This is a genomic window from Vreelandella sp. 162(4c), from assembly GCF_058152265.1.
Genome location: NZ_CM176981.1, coordinates 20545 through 38320, shown reverse-complemented (window position 1 = coordinate 38320; position 17776 = coordinate 20545). Strand labels below are relative to the sequence as shown.

Annotated in this window: 16 protein-coding genes and 1 pseudogene; 10 read left to right on the top strand and 7 right to left on the bottom strand. The window is 54.2% G+C overall.

The window, feature by feature from the left end:
* Positions 1 to 23: 23 nt before the first annotated feature.
* The 6 genes from AC4EYZ_RS00195 to AC4EYZ_RS00170 form a co-directional block, all read right to left on the bottom strand.
* Entirely contained in the window at positions 24 to 1037 is a 1014-nt protein-coding gene (locus tag AC4EYZ_RS00195; protein WP_022523587.1) for a 2-hydroxyacid dehydrogenase, read from the bottom strand.
* Complete coding sequence (locus AC4EYZ_RS00190; protein ID WP_022523586.1) at positions 1030 to 1959, bottom strand: dihydrodipicolinate synthase family protein; 930 nt, start codon at positions 1957 to 1959, stop codon at positions 1030 to 1032. The genes AC4EYZ_RS00195 and AC4EYZ_RS00190 overlap by 8 nt, the downstream gene beginning before the upstream one ends.
* A gap of 27 nt (positions 1960 to 1986) precedes the next feature.
* Complete coding sequence (locus AC4EYZ_RS00185) at positions 1987 to 3108, bottom strand: mandelate racemase/muconate lactonizing enzyme family protein (RefSeq protein WP_022523585.1); 1122 nt, start codon at positions 3106 to 3108, stop codon at positions 1987 to 1989.
* Positions 3109 to 3134: 26 nt separating this feature from the next.
* Positions 3135 to 4640, bottom strand: a complete 1506-nt coding sequence (locus AC4EYZ_RS00180) for a tripartite tricarboxylate transporter permease (protein ID WP_022523584.1) — start codon at positions 4638 to 4640, stop codon at positions 3135 to 3137.
* A gap of 101 nt (positions 4641 to 4741) precedes the next feature.
* Complete coding sequence (locus tag AC4EYZ_RS00175; protein ID WP_022523583.1) at positions 4742 to 5236, bottom strand: tripartite tricarboxylate transporter TctB family protein; 495 nt, start codon at positions 5234 to 5236, stop codon at positions 4742 to 4744.
* A gap of 48 nt (positions 5237 to 5284) precedes the next feature.
* Complete coding sequence (locus AC4EYZ_RS00170; protein ID WP_022523582.1) at positions 5285 to 6256, bottom strand: tripartite tricarboxylate transporter substrate binding protein; 972 nt, start codon at positions 6254 to 6256, stop codon at positions 5285 to 5287.
* Between the two features lie 208 nt (positions 6257 to 6464).
* Here AC4EYZ_RS00170 and AC4EYZ_RS00165 point away from each other — a divergent pair, with 208 nt between their 5' ends.
* Positions 6465 to 8252 carry an IlvD/Edd family dehydratase gene (locus AC4EYZ_RS00165; RefSeq protein ID WP_022523581.1) on the top strand — a complete coding sequence of 596 codons (1788 nt, stop codon included), beginning with the start codon at positions 6465 to 6467 and terminating at the stop codon, positions 8250 to 8252.
* 59 nt (positions 8253 to 8311) lie between these two features.
* Positions 8312 to 9013, top strand: a complete 702-nt coding sequence (locus AC4EYZ_RS00160) for a GntR family transcriptional regulator (RefSeq protein WP_022523580.1) — start codon at positions 8312 to 8314, stop codon at positions 9011 to 9013.
* 73 nt (positions 9014 to 9086) lie between these two features.
* Here AC4EYZ_RS00160 and AC4EYZ_RS00155 read toward each other — a convergent pair.
* Positions 9087 to 9191, bottom strand: a pseudogene (locus AC4EYZ_RS00155) (IS30 family transposase); the annotation flags it as partial.
* 32 nt (positions 9192 to 9223) lie between these two features.
* Here AC4EYZ_RS00155 and AC4EYZ_RS00150 point away from each other — a divergent pair.
* The 8 genes from AC4EYZ_RS00150 (at position 9224) to AC4EYZ_RS00115 (ending at position 17768) form a co-directional block, all read left to right on the top strand.
* Positions 9224 to 9682 (top strand): hypothetical protein, encoded by a 459-nt coding sequence (locus tag AC4EYZ_RS00150; RefSeq protein WP_051430439.1) that lies wholly within the window; start codon positions 9224 to 9226, stop codon positions 9680 to 9682.
* 653 nt (positions 9683 to 10335) lie between these two features.
* Complete coding sequence (locus tag AC4EYZ_RS00145; RefSeq protein ID WP_223828143.1) at positions 10336 to 11853, top strand: class I adenylate-forming enzyme family protein; 1518 nt, start codon at positions 10336 to 10338, stop codon at positions 11851 to 11853.
* A gap of 12 nt (positions 11854 to 11865) precedes the next feature.
* Positions 11866 to 13032, top strand: a complete 1167-nt coding sequence (locus AC4EYZ_RS00140) for an acetyl-CoA acetyltransferase (protein WP_022523575.1) — start codon at positions 11866 to 11868, stop codon at positions 13030 to 13032.
* A 15-nt stretch (positions 13033 to 13047) separates the two neighbouring features.
* Positions 13048 to 13887 (top strand): 3-hydroxybutyrate dehydrogenase, encoded by an 840-nt coding sequence (locus AC4EYZ_RS00135; protein ID WP_022523574.1) that lies wholly within the window; start codon positions 13048 to 13050, stop codon positions 13885 to 13887.
* 51 nt (positions 13888 to 13938) lie between these two features.
* On the top strand, positions 13939 to 14505 hold the full coding sequence (locus AC4EYZ_RS00130) for a LuxR C-terminal-related transcriptional regulator (protein ID WP_022523573.1): 567 nt from the start codon (positions 13939 to 13941) through the stop codon (positions 14503 to 14505).
* A 224-nt stretch (positions 14506 to 14729) separates the two neighbouring features.
* Positions 14730 to 15827 carry a C4-dicarboxylate TRAP transporter substrate-binding protein gene (locus AC4EYZ_RS00125; protein WP_022523572.1) on the top strand — a complete coding sequence of 366 codons (1098 nt, stop codon included), beginning with the start codon at positions 14730 to 14732 and terminating at the stop codon, positions 15825 to 15827.
* Between the two features lie 89 nt (positions 15828 to 15916).
* Positions 15917 to 16465, top strand: a complete 549-nt coding sequence (locus AC4EYZ_RS00120) for a TRAP transporter small permease subunit (protein WP_022523571.1) — start codon at positions 15917 to 15919, stop codon at positions 16463 to 16465.
* Positions 16458 to 17768 (top strand): TRAP transporter large permease, encoded by a 1311-nt coding sequence (locus AC4EYZ_RS00115; RefSeq protein WP_022523570.1) that lies wholly within the window; start codon positions 16458 to 16460, stop codon positions 17766 to 17768. The genes AC4EYZ_RS00120 and AC4EYZ_RS00115 overlap by 8 nt, the downstream gene beginning before the upstream one ends.
* The last annotated feature ends 8 nt before the right edge of the window (positions 17769 to 17776 follow it).

Below are 17776 nucleotides of genomic sequence, written 5' to 3'. Positions count from 1 at the left end.
GATGTGTTGTAGGCGGCGAGGCATTATGTTTCCTCAATAGCATCAGCCCGTCGCCAGACATGCTCATTAACCGCGGTAAGCGGGCCGCTGCCGATCAGCGTGCCCAGCAGATTATCGACTGCCAACTGTGCCATGGCCTCACGTGTTTCATGGGTCGCCGAGCCAATGTGTGGAGTCGTCACTACATTGTCCATGGCCGCCAGTGGCGAATCGGGTGGAAGCGGTTCCTCTACGAACACGTCAAGCCCAGCTGCACGGATTCCGCCGGAGTGGAGTGCCTCGATCAGTGCTGGCTCGTCGACCACTTTACCTCTCGCTATATTGATTAGGGCAGCCGTCGTTTTCATCCGTGCTAGAGCATCTGCGTCAATTAAGTGATGTGTATCGCTGTTATAGGGCACGCTGAGGCAGACGATATCTGCTTCAGCTAACAGGTCATTCAGCTCACGCCTTTTCGCCCCTAACTGCTGCTCAAGCGCAGGCTTGGATGAGGCGGCGGTATAGAGAATGGGCATACCAAAACCCAACGCTCCCCGTCGTGCAATCGCCGCACCAATGCGACCAGCACCCACGATGCCTAGGGTTTTGCCGTGTACATCAATACCGAAGTATTCGGGACCGATATGTGTTCGCCAGCCGCCATCGCGGACAAGGTTGGACAGTTCGACTAGCCGCCGCTGGGTCGCCATGATTAGCATAAATGCTGTGTCGGCAGTGGTTTCGGTAAGCACATCTGGCGTATTGCAGAGTAGAATGCGGCGTTGATTCAGTGCCTTAAGGGGCAGGTGGTCATAGCCCACTGAAATGGTGGATACCACTTGAAGCGCAGGCGCCTCGGCTAGCATTGCCTCATTGAGTTCTAGCTTACCGCCGATTAGGCCATGAGCTCTGGAAAGCGCTGCCATGAAATCAGCACGGTTTGATTCGTCCACGTCCTCGAAATAGTCGACCTCGGCAACTTCGGAAAGTGCCTCAAGCTGGGCTTCACTGAGCCGTCGTACAGCGACAATACGCCACGATTTCGTTTGCTCATCCATGGCTCGCCTCACCTATGCCTTCCATCTGGAATCCTATCGCTTTAAGCGAAGACACGAGTTCAGATACACGCTGCTCCTCCAGCTCTACTAAAGGCGGGCGCACACGCCGCCAAGCGTCTTTTCCTGAGAAGTAAGCTGTTGCCGCCTTCATGGCAGGGATCAGTGGGTACTTTTCAAATAGGTCGCGTATAACATTGAGGTTCTGCTGATGAACGTCGGCATCGTCCGCCTGCCAATGCCGGGCCAACTCAACGATGGCGGCCGGATTGACGTTGGCAGTGGCGCTAATGCAGCCAGCACCGCCTGCTCGTAGGGTATCCAGCAAGAACCGCTCGCTGCCGGCATACACAGCAAAGTCTTGCCCAGCAAAGCGCTCGGTTAACCCTTTGGTGTGCTCCCAGTCTCCGCCGCTGTCCTTGATGCCAGCAATAATGCCCGGGAAGGCGTCACGTAAACGCTCGATCAGTTCAAACGAGAGCGGGACATGAGTGACCGGCGGGATATGGTAGAGGTAGATCCGTAGGCGCGAATTTGCGATGCGATTGATCACCTCACTGTAATAGCGGAACAAGCCTTCATCGCTAACACCCTTATAGTAGAAGGGCGGTAGCATCAGCACACCGGCACAGCCACTGTCCACTGCCTCGCGTGTCAGCGCCACGCAATCATCAATTGTACAGCTCCCGGTGCCGGGCATAATCCTGGAGGGATCGACACCGCCATGCACTAGCGCTTTTAAAAGCTCCTGTTTCTCGCCCACCGTCATTGAGTTGGCTTCAGAATTTGTGCCGAACACGGCCAAGCCGACACCATTTGAGGCCAGCCATTGGCAGTGCGCCACAAAACGTTGCGTATCCGGCGCCAAGTCGGCGCCGAAGGGGGTAATCACCGGTGACCAGACGTCTCCACTCGCTTGGGACATGATATTCTCCTTGTTGTTGTAAGGTCGTTATTGCCAGGGCTCGATGGCATAGCGCTCAAGCGCAGCCTGATCAAAGCCAAAACCAAGTCCGGGTGCGGTGGGCAGTAGCAATTGTCCGTCGGCAAACTCCAACTGGGTATCCACAAGGCGCCTGAAGTTAAGCACCTGATCGTCGGCAAAGAACTCAACCATCTTCACGTTTGGCGCCGATGCCACCAGATGGATATGCAAGTCGTGGAACCAGTGCGGATAAATATCCACCCCATAGCTGGCAGCCGTGGCGGCGATACGCCGAAACTCGGTGATGCCTCCACAAACCGCCGCATCAGTCTGCAAAATCATGGCTGCTTCTTTGTCCAGCAGCTCCTTGAAGCGCCAGCGTCCCGCTTCGATTTCACCGGTGGCTACCGGAACTGGCGTGCGCTCCGCTAAGCGGCGATGATTGTCAATGTCATCGGGACTAAAGGGCTCCTCGATCCAGAACGGATTATAAGGTTCTGCCATGCGCATGAAGGCTAACGCCGACGGCAGATCCCGCCAGGCATTGTTGGCATCCATCATTACTTGTACATCTGGGCCCACCGCCTCGCGAACCGCCGCCAAGCGAGCTTCCTCTCCCGCTAGGTCTTCTCGTCCCACTTTCATCTTTACCGCGGTGAAACCTTTTGACACGTAGCCTGCCATCTCTTCGCCAAGCATCGCGGGCGTTTTGCCGTCTAGGTAGTAGCCTCCGCTGGCATAAGCCGGCACGCTGAGGGTGTCGCTGGCGCCCAGAAATTTATAGAGCGGGAGTTTCGCTGCCCGAGCGTTACGGTCCCACAGCGCGGTATCCAAAATACTGATGGCACGCATCACCGAACCGCTGCGGCCATGAAGAAGCGATTCCTGATACATCGCTTGCCACAGTGCTTCGGTCGAATGAGCGTCCGCTCCCAACAGCACCGGCTTCAGCAGTTCCCGTACCGCATTTGCCACTAGTGAGCCAGCATTATTGCCGCCATAGCAAAACCCAATGCCTATATGGCCATCATCACCCACCACTTCCACTAGTACATAATCTCGCTTAAGTACCTGTCGATTAGAAAAGCTGGTGGGGTTGTCTAGCGGTACATTGACCGTTCGAGTACGTACTTCGGTTATCGTTGTCATGATGAATCCTCGAATTGAGAGTAAGGTCACTCAGGCTGAGTACGCTGGCGCAGTGCAACCCGCAGCCAGCGAAAGAGGGGGGTCGGTTGCAGGATCGAGAAAGCGGCGATGCATAACAGCACCACGGCAATGGGGCTGGTCAAAAAGATGCTCAGGTTGCCTTGCCCGATCAGCATTGACTGTTGGTAACTGGTCTCCATGACCGGCCCCAGAATCAGCCCGATCACCATTGGCGCTGGTGAGACACCGGCTTTGTTCATCCAGTAACCAAACAGCCCAAAGCCCAGCATCAGCCCAACTTCAAACAAGCTATTGTTGATAGCAAAGGCACCAATCACACACAGCGTGATGATGGAGCAGGCCACGAAGCTGTCAGGTACCCGCGTTACGCTTACACAGAGCCGAGTGAACAGTAGCCCCACCAGCAGTAGGCCTATGTTGGCGAAAATCACCGCCCAGATGAGGGTGTAAGTGACATCGCCATAGTCAGTCAGCAGGTTAGGGCCGGGCAGGATGCCCTGAACCATTAGCGCACCTAGCAGAATGGCAGTAGAGGAACTGCCAGGAATACCCAGAGCAATGGTGGGTATCAAGGCACCACCCACCACCGCATTGTTGGCCGCTTCAGGTGCAGCGACACCCGCAATGTCTCCCTTGCCAAAGCGACTCTTATCTTTGGCAAAGCGCTTGGCTTCGTTGTAAGCGAACCAACTGGCAGTATCGCCGCCGGTACCGGGAATTAGGCCAGTGATGATGCCGATGCCACTGGAACGGAAGATATTGGGTAACAAGCGGCGAATCTCAGCGAGAGGCGGAATCAACCTATCGGTGATTTTGCTTGCCACCTTCTGAGCACCATGGGCATTCTCGATCAATATCAGCGCTTGCGGGATCGAGAACAGACCGATCAGTGCGACGGTGAATTCGATACCCGAAAACAGGTTAATGACCCCGTAGGTCATTCGTGGCGTGCCGGTGATGAGATCCATACCTACTGTGCTCAACAGTAATCCCAGGGTGCCAGAAAGCAGGCCACTGACGACTGAGCCTTGTGATAAAGAGCCAATGATGGTGATACCCAATACAGCAATCGCGAACAGCTCGATAGGGCCGAACTTGAGTACCAGTACGCCAAGCAACGGCGCTGCAGTGAGTAGGGCGATGCCGCTCAGCAGCCCCCCGATAAAAGAAGCGAAGAGCGACACTCCTAATGCCCTTCCGGCCTGGCCTTGTTGCGATAGCGGAAATCCATCAAGTACTGTCGCCGCGGCCGAAGGGGTGCCTGGCGTCTTCAATAGAATGGCGGCGATAGAGCCACCGTAGGAGGCCCCCACATAGAGCGAAGCCAGCATGCTGAGACCCGAGGCCGGATTCATGCCAAAGGTTAGAGGTAACAGCAGCGCCAACGCCATGGTCGCCGAGAGTCCCGGCATGGCGCCTACAAACAGCCCCAGCAGGGTGCCGCCAAGTATTAGGGAGATATTGGTGAACGTGATGACGTTGGTCAGGCCCACCAAAACAAGATTATCCATATGACTAGACTCCAGAAGCCTGCGTCAGGCACCCCCTCCCAGCGCGCTGCAATGTCTTTCTAAGCCATGCGAGCCGGGAATAAGGGGTGCTCTAATTGTCGTTATGAGGAAAACAGAGGCGGCAGTAGCGGGACAGGCAGGCCTAGAAAGCCGATGAAAACCGCACACACCACCGCGACCAACACCACAATGCCTATGGCGGCGAAGCGCCATGAAACATGCCCGATCATCGCTAACGCCACTACCATGAAACCAACAGTGGCAATCAGGTATCCTGTTATCGAAATGGTGTAGAGGTAGAAGGCGGCCAATAAGAAAATCAGCATTGCCTTCCATGGCTTGCGGTGCCTAGCTTGGCCGCTGACGCTCTCCTCCTCTGGTGCGGCAGTATTGGAGGTTGCTGCTCCCTCGGCCGAGAGCTGACGCAGGATACTGAATACTTCCTGGCCCACCATCGCCGCTCCCAACAATGCGACGGCAACCGAATAGATAAGGGGCATGTTCGCCGCCTTAGCCGGATAGCCCATCGCAGTGATATAAAAGGTCGCTGCTATGCCAATGGCAAAAAATCCTAAGACTAGACGACTTATGTTCATTTCATACCCCTTTGTCGATTCGCCATTTCCCTCTGCCGGTTAAGCGACTTACTGGTTGACCTCATCTTTGACATCTGCCCAGATTTCCTCGAATTGGCCTTCCATGTCTTGCATCATCTGGCCGTAGTCGTCACCGGTCTGGATGTCGAGATTCATGGCACGTTCCTGAGCCGTCTGCTGGAATTCCTCGTTATCTTTTAGGGCTTCAAAGGCAGCAATAAGCTCATCGCGTGCTTCATCTGGAATGCCTGCTGGTGCGCTGTAACCGCGTGAAGAGCCGGCCACGACATCTATATCTTTCTCAATCATGGTGGGCACATCAGGCAGAATGTCCAGACGCTCTTTAGTGAAGACGGCGAGGGGGCGAAGGCTGCCCGACTGGATGTGGCCATAGACATTACCAAGGTTATTGAAACTGGCGTCGACCTTGCTTCCCAGGGCTGCTGTCGCAGAGGGGCCATCGCCCTGGAAAGGGACTTTTTGGAAGGAAAGCCCCGTTGCCTTCTCAATCATGATGGTTGAAAAGAAGTCATCACCGCCGACGCCTGAATTTGCCACTGTAATCTGACCGGGGCGTTCCTCGGCAGCAGCGAGAAAATCTTCCACTGTTTGATAGGGGCTGTCTTCCGGCACCACGATAACGCCTGGGTCGGTTACCACGTTGGCGATGGGCGTTAGCTCGTCGATTGAGTAATTAATAGCGTCATTCATGATGTAGTTCGTCATCAGCATCGGGGTATTGGTGATGCTGATGACGCTGCCATCATTTGCCGACTGTTGGGTTAGCCGCGTCCATGCAATCGCGCCTGTGGCGCCGGGAATGTATTCATTAATAAATTCCACGCCCAGGGATTCTCGCAAAAATGGTTGGGTCAACTGGGCCAAGGTATCGCTGCCTCCACCTGCCTTAAATCCTTGAAGCACCTTAATCTCATCGGCTGCTGAATACTCCGCCTGAGCGGCGCCTGAAAGTATCAGGGCGGATAGTAGGGACGCTGTGTAAATGCTACGGATTTTCATTGTTATTACCTCAAGTGCTGTTTGTCGTTGTGATGCACATGGTTGAGCAAGGCGTGCTTGCACTATCCAACGTAGTTGCACATCAATAATATTGTCAATAATATTATTAATAATCTTGCCAGCTAGATTTATACCGCCTAGCCTGAGGATCGAGAGCCGTATTTACAGACACCTCCGAGAAGCCGCGAATAAAGTAGAGGAAACCGCAATGAGCCAGAACTTTAAAAACAATAGCAACGGCAATGAGCGTCATGAATCGACATCTGAAGCCCCCACCTTGGGCATGTCCAACCGACTAACCAACTATGGCGATGCAGACTTTTCGCTCTTTCTGCGCAAGGCCTTCATTAAGGGCATGGGTTATACGGATGATGCGCTCTCGCGTCCGGTCATTGGGATTGCCAATACCTACAGTGGCTACAATGCCTGTCATGGCAATGTGCCTGGATTGGTCGAGAGCGTTAAACGTGGCGTCATGCTCGCTGGCGGCTTACCAGTAGACTTTCCCACCATTACTCTTCATGAATCTTTCGCTAACCCCACCAGCATGTACCTGCGTAACCTTATGGCATTGGATACGGAGGAGATGATTCGTGCCCAGCCGATGGATGCCGTGGTGCTGATCGGCGGTTGCGATAAGACCGTACCCGCACAGTTGATGGCCGCCGCTAGCGCTGGTGTTCCAACAGTCCAAGTCGTCACCGGACCCATGCTTGCAGGCTCACACCGTGGTACTCGCGTCGGAGCCTGCACCGACTGTCGCCGTTACTGGGCCTCCTACCGTGGTAATGACATCGACGAAGCAGAAATTAACGAAGTCAACGACAAGCTGGTCCCTACCGTGGGTACTTGCTCGGTAATGGGCACCGCAAGCACCATGGCCTGCCTAGCCGAGACACTGGGAATAATGCTACCCAATAGCGCCACTGCGCCGGCTGTCTACGCTGATCGGCAACGCATTGCCGAACAGTCAGGTGCGCAGGCCGTTGCACTTGCACACGCAGGCGTTACGCCAGATCAAATTCTTACTCCTGAAGCTTTCGAAAATGCTTTGCGCGTACTGCTCTCCTTAGGCGGCTCCACTAATGCCTTGATTCATCTGACCGCTATCGCAGGGCGCTTGGGCATCGATATCGATCTTGAGGCATTTGACCGAATGAGCCAGGAAACCCCTGTACTGATGGATCTCAAACCATCAGGAGAAGGGTACATGGAAGATTTGCATCGGGCAGGCGGCCTGCCCACCTTGCTACGTGAGTTAAAACCGTTGTTACACTTGAGCGCCATGACCATCAATGGCCATACCTTGGGCGAGAACATCGATGCCGCCGTCCATCTCATCGATCAAAAGGTCGTGCGGTCAATGCAAAGCCCGGTCTACGCCCAGGGTGGTATAGCAGTCTTGCGTGGTAACTTGGCACCGTCTGGCGCCATTATTAAGCAGTCAGCTGCCTCGGCCGATCTTATGACTCACCGCGGTCGTGCTGTCGTGTTCACAGGTCTAGAAGACTTGGCTAACCGTATTGATGACCTGGGTCTGGATGTGCAAGCTGACGACGTGCTAGTACTACAGAACATAGGGCCCAAAGGGGCACCGGGTATGCCAGAAGCGGGTTACATTCCGATTCCCAAGAAACTCGCCGCTCAAGGCGTTAAAGATATGGTTCGCATATCTGACGGGCGCATGAGTGGCACCGCAGCAGGTACTATTGTGCTCCACGTCTCTCCAGAATCCGCTGAGGGTGGCCCGCTTGGGTTGGTACGCGATGGCGATTTCATATCGCTTGATGTTGCTAACAATCAGTTGAACCTAGAAGTGGATAACAAGGTGCTCGATGCTAGACGCCAATCCCTCAAGGGGGAGGAGGGCGGAGCGCCACTGCTGGGCTATCGGCGTCTGTTTATGGAGCAAATCCTTCAAGCCGAACAAGGGTGCGATTTCCGTGCCTGTCGGCCTGAACCTACGTGCCGGATACCAAGACAGAATGAAGCCTGAAAGCGAGTTTGATACACTTATTTTCCTTATGCACCGCAAAGAATGCTGAGAAAGCGATCATGAACCGAACTGCCCAGCCGCCCACTGTAAGTGGCGCCGAGACTCAACCCTCTACACCTGCAAACGGTGTCGATGACATCGTGGCCGCTGTAGAAGAGGACATTGTGCTCGGCCGACTGCACCCGCGTGAGCGGCTGGTCGAAGAGGCCATGATGGAGCGCTTCGACTGCAAGCGACACGTTGTTCGCCAGGCTCTCTTCCAACTCGATAACATCGGTTTAACTGAGCGCATCAAAAACAGAGGTGCTTTCGTCCGGAGTTATCCGCCGGAAGAGGTCGAGGACATCTACGCTATGCGCGAGATTCTCGAATTAGCTGCAGTGAGTAGACTGCCCCTGCCAGCTCCGCAGGAATGGCTTTCAGAGCTTGAAGATGTTCATCAGCAGCACAGCTCAGCCGTGAATGCTCACGACCTAAGGCAAGTATTCCATATGAACATCGCTTTTCACCGCACCTTATTCAGAGCCTGCGGGAATGAATATTTGTACGCTACTATTAATGAGTTCGCCCAGAAGGCTCATGGCATCCGCTTTATCGCGATTACGGATCGCGATGCTCTGGCTCAAGCCAGAAATGAACACCAATTGATGATTGACGCCATTCGCGACGAAGACCGCGAACGCTTGTCTGACCTGTGTCGCCAGCATCTACTACCTTCCAAAAACCGCTACTTGGCGCTTTATGCTGGCATTAAAGATTAAGTTTCACAGATTTTCCAAACCGTAGAAGCTTTTGTGTCACTTGAATAGGTTGTGAGTGGGTTCGGTTCTGAATTCAGCTAATAAGTGCAGCACCTGTGGTTTCTAGTGCTCCTGAGTATTCACCTAAGAACACCTGGGCTGGGGCTCGGTATCCCAGCCGCTTTCTTGGCTCATCGTTTGCGACTTAAAGAGTGTTACAGCGTAAGGGCCTTGGCAGCTGAAACAGGGATAAGCAAAAGCCAAATCAGCCTATCGCTGAAACGCTGCATCGAGGTTGGCCTCGTGCGAAAAGATCGCAAAACCGGCGTGCCGCGTGCGAATGTCAGAGCCCTATTTGATTTTATTGTGCATGGTCTGCGCTACGTATTCCCAGCTAGGCCTGGTGAAATTACGCGTGGAATTGCCACCACTTTTGCAGCACCGGTGTTAAAAGGCCAAATTTACAGTGCGGGTGAGTTGCTATTGGTTTGGCCTGACCCGCGAGGCAATAGTAAAGGTCCGGCGGTAGAGCCGTTGTTCAAAACGGCAACTTACGCTGTACGGCGTGATAAAGAACTTTATGCGATGTTAGCGTTGGTAGATGCCATACGTTTGGGCCATCCCCGTGAAAGCAAAGTGGCCGCTGAACAGCTCTCGCAACATCTGATGACTGGTGCAAGGAGCCAATAATGATCCTGTTTGAGGATCAGCGCGCGATGCTTCGCCAAGTCGCCCAGGCACTCGGGGCAGGGTGGGCTACGCGCACAAGAATGACTGCCACATCTTATTCGTTTTTATCCTGCTGGCAGCACCGGTTTCCATTGAAAGCTCACGGTTACTGACTCAGTCACGGCTAGAGTGCGGCCAGAGTCAGTCCAGCGGCTTTTTCCTAAGCCTAGAACAGCTGTATATAGATAAACCAGAACATCTCAAAGCCACACAAGCGGCCTGAAAACACCGCCAACATCAAAAAATACGCCCCCAAAGCCCGCGTCTGCTTTATCGACACCCTGACGCGCCAGGCGGTCCGTGTTGGCATGAGCCCTGATAGTAAAGGTGGCGCTGTTATTGCCCCCATGATGCTAAAAGGCGATGTGTTGGTGATTACCGCTCAGGACGGCTAAACATTTGACTTCCGGGTTTGGTTTAAGGTGGACGGCGCTTCAGCGCTTGAGATTGTAGTGAGTGGGTCGGCCTTCCCATCATGAGATCAGGGGTGATGCCAGCACCGACACTAGACTATTAGTCTAGCGGGCTTCGTATTACTACGTATATCACTAGGTAGCCACAACCCCTAGCCTAAAGGAGCAATAATAACTAAAGCAGGAGAATGCTCCTTGAATGTGGCCAATTACCTAGCCGTCAATGCCGTTAGGTTTCCTCATCGTATCGCGACTTACCAGGGGGATGTGCCGGCGCTCAGTTACGCTGAGCTGGCTTGCCAAGCCCGGCGCTGGGCAACGTTTTTTGCCCGGCAAGGCTTAGCGCCGGGGGAGCGAGTCGCCCTCTTTCTGCCCAACAGCCCTGTCTATATCGAACTGCTATGCGGCGCCTGGTACGCGGGCCTGGTGGTGGTGCCGGTCAATGCCAAGCTGAGCGTGGCGGAAGTCGGTTACATTGCGGATGATAGCGGCAGCTGCATCGTGTTCTGCGAACGTGATGATGTAGCCCAGGCCCTCACCGACACACTCGTTTTGCCCCCCATGCTGCCGGAAGGTCTTGTTCATGAAGAGAGCTTCGATCGACCGGTTTTCCGTGCCCCTGACGCACCGGCATGGATATTCTATACCAGCGGTACCACGGGCAAGCCGAAGGGCGCGACGCTGACCCATCTCAATCTGGCGGCCATGTCGGCGTGCTATGCGGCCAACATCGAACCGGTGACGGCGCAAAGCAGGCTGGTGCATTTTGCCCCCATGTCCCACGGTTCAGGGCTGTATATCGTGCCTTACCTGATGGCAGGCGGCGCCAATGTCATTCCCGGTTCCTTGAAGTTCTCGGGTGAGAGTTTCGTGTCTACCCTGGCGGGCCATGACCACGTTTCCATGTTCCTGGCCCCCACGATGATCCGTCGCGTGCTGGACTACCTGGCGGCGCACCAGCCTGAGTATAGTGCCGCACATATCGCTACCATCACCTATGGCGGCGGCCCCATGTACGCCAAGGATCTCGAGGAGGCGTTAAGGGTATTCGGGCACCGGCTGGTGCAGATCTATGGACAGGGGGAAAGCCCCATGACCATTACCTTCCTGGGCAAGGGGCAGCACCATCAACTGACGCCGCAGTGCTTGAGCGGGGATGCCGAGGGCTCGCCCTTGTTGCCAGTGGGCCAGTCGCATCCTCAGCTCGAAGTCACTATCCAGGATCAGGAGGGTAGCTGCCTGCCCTGCGGCCAAGAGGGGGAAGTCTGTGTGCGTGGCGATATGGTGATGGCGGGCTACTGGAATAACCCTGCCGCGACACAAGAAACGCTGCGTGATGGGTGGCTGCGGACAGGGGATATAGGCCATCTCGACCCGCAGGGTTTTCTCTACCTGACGGATCGCCTGAAGGACGTGATTATCAGCGGTGGCACGAACATCTATCCACGTGAAGTGGAAGAGGTGTTGTTGCAATTTCCCGGGGTCAAAGAAGTGTCCGTGGTGGGGCAGCGTGATGCCGAGTGGGGCGAGGTGGTGATGGCGTTCATCGCCTGCTCGGTCTCGCTCGATACCACGGCGCTCGATCAGTTCTGCCTTAACAGGATGGCGCGTTTCAAACGCCCCAAGTCGTACCATTTCCTCACTGACTTGCCCAAGAATGCCTACGGCAAGATCCTTAAAACCGAGCTGCGCAAGCGGCTCGATGGCGTCACCAGCTAGGGAGTTCGTTCCATGCGTACTTATATCATTGGCACCGGTGGGCACACACGCTTCGGTAAACTCGAGCAGTCGCTCGAACAGCTGATAGGCGAGGCCGCGGTCGAGGCATTGGCATCGGCACAGATGGAGGCAAAGGATATCGATGCTGTCTACATCGGGAATTTTAATAGCGGCATGTGTGATCAGGAGTTTCCGGCATCGCTGGTGCTGAACGCGCTGCCGGACATGCGTTTCAAGCCGACTACCCGGGTAGAGAATGCTTGCGCCAGTGGCTCGGCGGCGTTGCATCAGGCGATCAATCTGATCGAGGGGGGCCTGGCCCGCAATGTGCTGGTGATCGGTGCCGAAAAAATGACCGATGCCGATGCTTCCCGGATCGGTAAAGGGCTATTGGGGGCGAGTTACCAGCCGGAAACCCGGCATCAACGTTCGGGGTTTGCGGGGGTGTTTGCCGATGTGGCGGCCCGCTATTTCGAGGCCTACGGCGACCAGACGGAAGCACTGGCACGTATTGCCGCGAAAAACCATGCCAACGGGGTGCATAACCCTTATGCGCAGCTACAGAAAGACGTGGGCGTGGCGTTCTGTGAGGCTGTATCGGAAAAGAACCCGGTGGTGGCGGCACCGCTGAAGCGTACCGATTGTTCTCCCGTTTCCGATGGGGCGGCGGCGGTGGTGGTCTCGTCCAAGGATGTGGCGGATGCCGCCGCACAAAAGGTGCGTTTCCTTGCGCGCACCCAGGTCACGGATTTCATGCCCATGCAGCAGCGTAATCCGTTAGTCTTCGATGGTGTGACCAGAGCGTGGCAGAACGTGCTGCGCGAGGCCGACATGACGCTCGATTCGCTCTCGTTTGCGGAGGTGCATGATTGCTTCACCATCGCGGAGCTGATGATTTATGAAAGCATGGGCTTGACGCCTTATGGCGAAGGCGCACGCGCCATCAAGGAAGGGTGGGTGATGAAAGATGGCCGATTGCCGGTCAACCCTTCCGGTGGCTTGAAGGCCAAAGGGCATCCGGTCGGTGCCACCGGGGTTTCCATGCATGTCATGGCGGCACGCCAATTGCTGGGTGAAGCGGGCGGGTGCCAGATTGCGGATGCGCATACGGGGGCTGTCTTCAATATGGGCGGTCTGGCGGTGGCCAATTACGCCAGCCTCTTGCAACGTGTCGATTAAGGCCGGGAGCGGACAATGACAATGTCGGCGATGACAAATACAGCAACAAGCTCAACGGTAACAACGCCTCACGCGTCTAGAACCCTGCTGGTCACCGGGGCATTGGGCGGTATCGGGCGTGCGATATGCCACCAATTCGCAGGCCAGGGGGACTCGGTGATCGTTCATGACATCCGCGCTGAAAGCGATACGGTTGTTACCCGGTTCGTCGAGGAACTGCGCCAAGCCGGTGCGCCTGTTGTCCATTACTTTCAAGCGGACTTGAAGCAAATTTCGGCCATTGACGCGCTATTTGCGGATCTCCGTGAAGAAGGGCTGCGGGTCGATATTCTGGTCAATAACGCCGGTATTCAGAAAACGGCTCCCATACAGGAGTTTGATGCGGCCACTTGGTTGGACATTCTAGCGATCAATCTAACGGCGGTTTACCGGTGCATTCAGCACGCGGTTGAGGACATGCGCCATTCAGGATGGGGGCGTATCATCAACCTTTCTTCGGTACATGGGTTGGTGGGTTCCGCCAATAAAGCTGCTTATGTGGCTGCCAAACATGGTGTGGTGGGGCTTACCAAGGTACTGGCACTGGAGACGGCGACCCAGAATATTACGGTCAATGCCATTTCTCCCGGCTGGACGGATACGCCTATTCTGTGGCCCCAGATCCAGCAGCGAATGGCCCTGTTGGGAAGCTCACGGGATGAGGCAGTACACAATCTGGTGACGGAGAAACAGCCTACAGGCCAGTTGGTTCCTCCCGAGCATGTGGCGGCGTTAGTCTATTACCTGGCGGGTGACCAGGCGGCGCATATGACCGGCACCACGCTGCCTATCGATGGGGGGTGGACCTGTCAATGAGCGTGGTATGCCAATAATGGCATGCCCAGATAACAGCGGCGGTGATCAGCGATGAATGCAACGGTGCTAGGCAGAGATCTTCTTCAGGTGGCGTTTGAACATGCGCCTTGTGCCATTGTCGTCACCAGGAACCGTCGTGTGCTGGAGTGCAACCATGCTTTTTGTGATCTCTTTGGTTATGAAAAACAGAAGTTGATCGGCCAGTTGATGTTGAAACTTTATCCTTCTTATGCGGATTTCAAGTCAATCGGTGATCTTCGTTATAAGGATCTTTTGCAGAACAAGAAGTGTATTGATGAACGTTTCATGCGTAATAGCCGCGGAGAAGTTTTCTGGACTAAAACGATAGGTAATACGTTAACCCCCGACGCTCCCTTTGAACTAGCTGTTTGGTCATTCATGAAAATCAATGTGGGCCGGGATAAATCTAATGACTTGACCATGCGCGAACTCGAAGTGTCCAGCTATATAGCGAATGGTCATACTTGCAAGGAAATCGGTAGGATGCTGCATATATCGCATCGGACGGTAGAAGCGCACCGAGCCAAGATAATGAAGAAGCTGGGGTGTCGCAATACCGCAGAATTAGTATCAAAAATCATACAGTTGGAAGATTGAGCATGGGGTGGCCTGGCGTGTTTCAACCCAGTTCAGAGGGGGCTGTAAAACTCCCTACTTGGATACGTAGTACTACGTATACCGTAGCGTACCTGGAGCGGCTAGGATGAGTTATATGATGCTTTGCCAATAATGAATCAATAACACTAAGTATCTATTCCTGCCGAGAAAAACTCGGGTTTTATAATAATGCTAATAAAGCAAAAAGATGTCAGGAGTTAATCATGAAAAGAAGAGACTTCTTGAAGATCAGTGCTGTTTCCATTGGTGGCACGCTGACGCTGACAACGATGCCTAGTACGTTGTTTGCTCAAACAAGCACGCGGCTTAAGTATGATTCTTATGTGACCGAACACGCTTCTCCTTCGGTGTTGGATCGGTGGTTCCTGGAGGAGCTGGAAAAGCGAACCAACGGTGCCGTTGAAATCGATTATTACTGGGCGCAATCGCTCAACAAGGCGGGTGCCCACCTTGATGCCATCAAGCATGGTATTTCGGAAATTTCGTTGATCTCCCCCGGTTATTACCAGAGCGACTTGCCGGTTACCCGTGGCCTCGAGTGGTACTACAAGATGGATCGTGCGGATGCCCTACTGAAGGTGTGCCGCGATGTGTACCAGCGCTATGAGCCGTTGCGGGAGGAGTGGGAAACACGCCATAAATCCAAGGTGCTGTATTGGACGAACTGGTATTACTGCCCGCTGATAACACGCGATCCCATCCACTCGATCGAAGACCTGAAGGGTAAGCGGATTCGAGGTTATGGGGTGGGCACGGATGTGGTGGAAAGCCTGGGAGGGCGTGCCATTCCCATGGCGGCACCGGAGGTCTATTCAGCCCTGGAGCGCGGCGTGCTGGATGGCGCCTACGGCTTTGATTTCATTACCGCAATCAGTTACGCCCTGCATGAAGCCGCGCCGTATATCACCGAAATCGGCGCCGGTCCTCACGGCCCTTCGGCCACGGTGATCGGTATCGATGTCTGGAATCAATTGCCTGATGACGTAAAGCAAGTCATGCAGGAATTGGCCGATGAAATTTACCAGGGCAAGTACCGGGAAATCTATTCGGGCATCGCGGAAGACCGTGTACGCAAGGCAATGGCTGAGGGCGCTCAATTCTCGAAGTGGGACGATGAGCAAATCGATAGGGCGCGTCACCTGGTACAACCCGAGCAGGTCAATAACTGGGTGAATAACGTGGCAAGTGGTGCCGGTATCGATGGCGAGGAAATGCAGGGAATCATCAATGAAGCCATTGAACGCCATGATGGTACCGGGGAGCTGAAGACACCCTACGAGATTTATCAGGATATATCCTGATTCCTGGCGCTACTTCACAAATAGCTGCATTCCACCAGGGCTGCTGAATAGCAGCCCACTGCTTTGTCATGCCGTTGGAGTAACGCACGATGGGTGTATTAGAAAAAACAGACCCAAAACAGGCTGAAGTGAAAAAATTAGCTGCATTACGGAAGATAGAGTCGCGCTTGGCGAGTGTAACAGGCGTCATTGCTGCGGCAGCGCTGCTGTTCATGATGTTGTCTACTGCACTCGATGCAACGTCTCGCAGCTTGTTCAATTTTCCACTACCGGGTGTTTACGAGTTTTCCGAAGTTTCAATGGCAATCATTGTTTACCTGGGCCTGTTATGGGCTCAGCACGACAAAAAACATATCCGTGTGTCGTTGATAAGTGAAAACAGATCTTTTCCGGTCAAGCAGGTGTGGGAAGGGATTGGTTGGTTGTTTGCGGCTATTTTCCTGTTAGCTATTACCGTGCCCACCATAGAGGGGGCTTATAGCTCGTTTCTAGATAAGGAGTTCCGCTGGGGAATCGTTCAGATGCCTATCTGGTGGGTAAAAATTATCGTTGCTTGTGGTCTTCTGCTGGCCTTCATACAAATGACGTTACATTTCATTCTTGCTATCTATTCTTCCTTTGGGGCTGCTGATGAATAATCCTGGCTTGCTTGGCTTGATTTCCGTGGGGCTTATTTTTGTGCTCATGGGGTTGGGTGTCCCTGTGTTCGCAGCCTTGGGTCTGGCGGGTATTGTCGGTATCGTCATGGTTCAGGATCTGAGCTATGTCTATAATGTCCTGCAGAATTTTGCCTTTGATGAAACGGCTGCGTACCTGTTAACCGTCATCCCGTTATTTATCATCATGGGTAACTTTGCCCTTCATGCGGGGGTTGGAAAGTCGCTCTTTCACGTGGCGAAGCGGTGGTGCGGGCATTTACCCGGTGGTTTGGCGATTTCTACGATTCTAACGTGCGCTGGTTTCTCCGCGACATCCGGCTCCAGCGTGGCCACTGCTGCAACGGTAGGCTCCATTTCGTTACCCGAAATGAAGGCGGCCGGCTACGATAAGCGCCTTTCGGCGGGCTGTGTCGCGGCCGGTGGTGTGCTGGGCGTGTTGATCCCCCCGAGTGTATTGTTGGTCTTCTACGCGGCATTGACGGAAGTGTCTGCTGGCAAGATGCTGGTGGCCGGTATTCTGCCAGGCATACTGTCAGTCGCCGTGTTCGTGGCCGGGGTTTTCATCATCTCTGTTCTGAAACCCGATATGTGCCCGAAGGGAGAACGGGTTGGTTGGAAAAAGCGCTTTACCTCGTTGCGCCGCTCTTGGCAGTTACTGGTATTAATCATTGTGGTGCTGGGTAGCATCTATACGGGTTGGGCGACGCCTACCGAGGCAGCCTCGCTTGGGGCGGTCGCTTCCATCCTGTTTCTGCTGGCTTCTCGGCAGGATAGATCGGCCAAGTTACAGTCGATTGGTACCTCTTCGCGTGATGCGGTCAACACGACGGTCATGATCATGATGACCATGCTGGGCGCAGGGGTCTACAGTTTCTTCTTGAGTTTGATCCAGATTCCGCAGTTGATCTCGGGCTGGGTGATCGACTTACCACTTCCCGCTATCGTGATTATCGCGCTGATTCTGCTGCTATATGTCCCCATGGGCATGTTCCTGGATGCCTTTTCCATGTTGGTCATCACCTTGCCGATTCTCTTTCCTGTCGTGACGAGCCTGGGCTTCGATCCCATCTGGTTCGGTATATTGGCGATCAAGATGTGTGAAATCGGGTTGATCACTCCGCCGATAGGGTTGAACGTGTACGTCATTGCCGGACTGGATAAGGATACCTCGCTCACGGATGTCTTTTCCGGCGCTTCCTGGTTCATCCTGATGGAAGTCGTGACCATTGTATTTATTTTCTGTTTCCCGTTTATTGCCACTTATCTGCCCAATACAATGTAGGGCTTTAT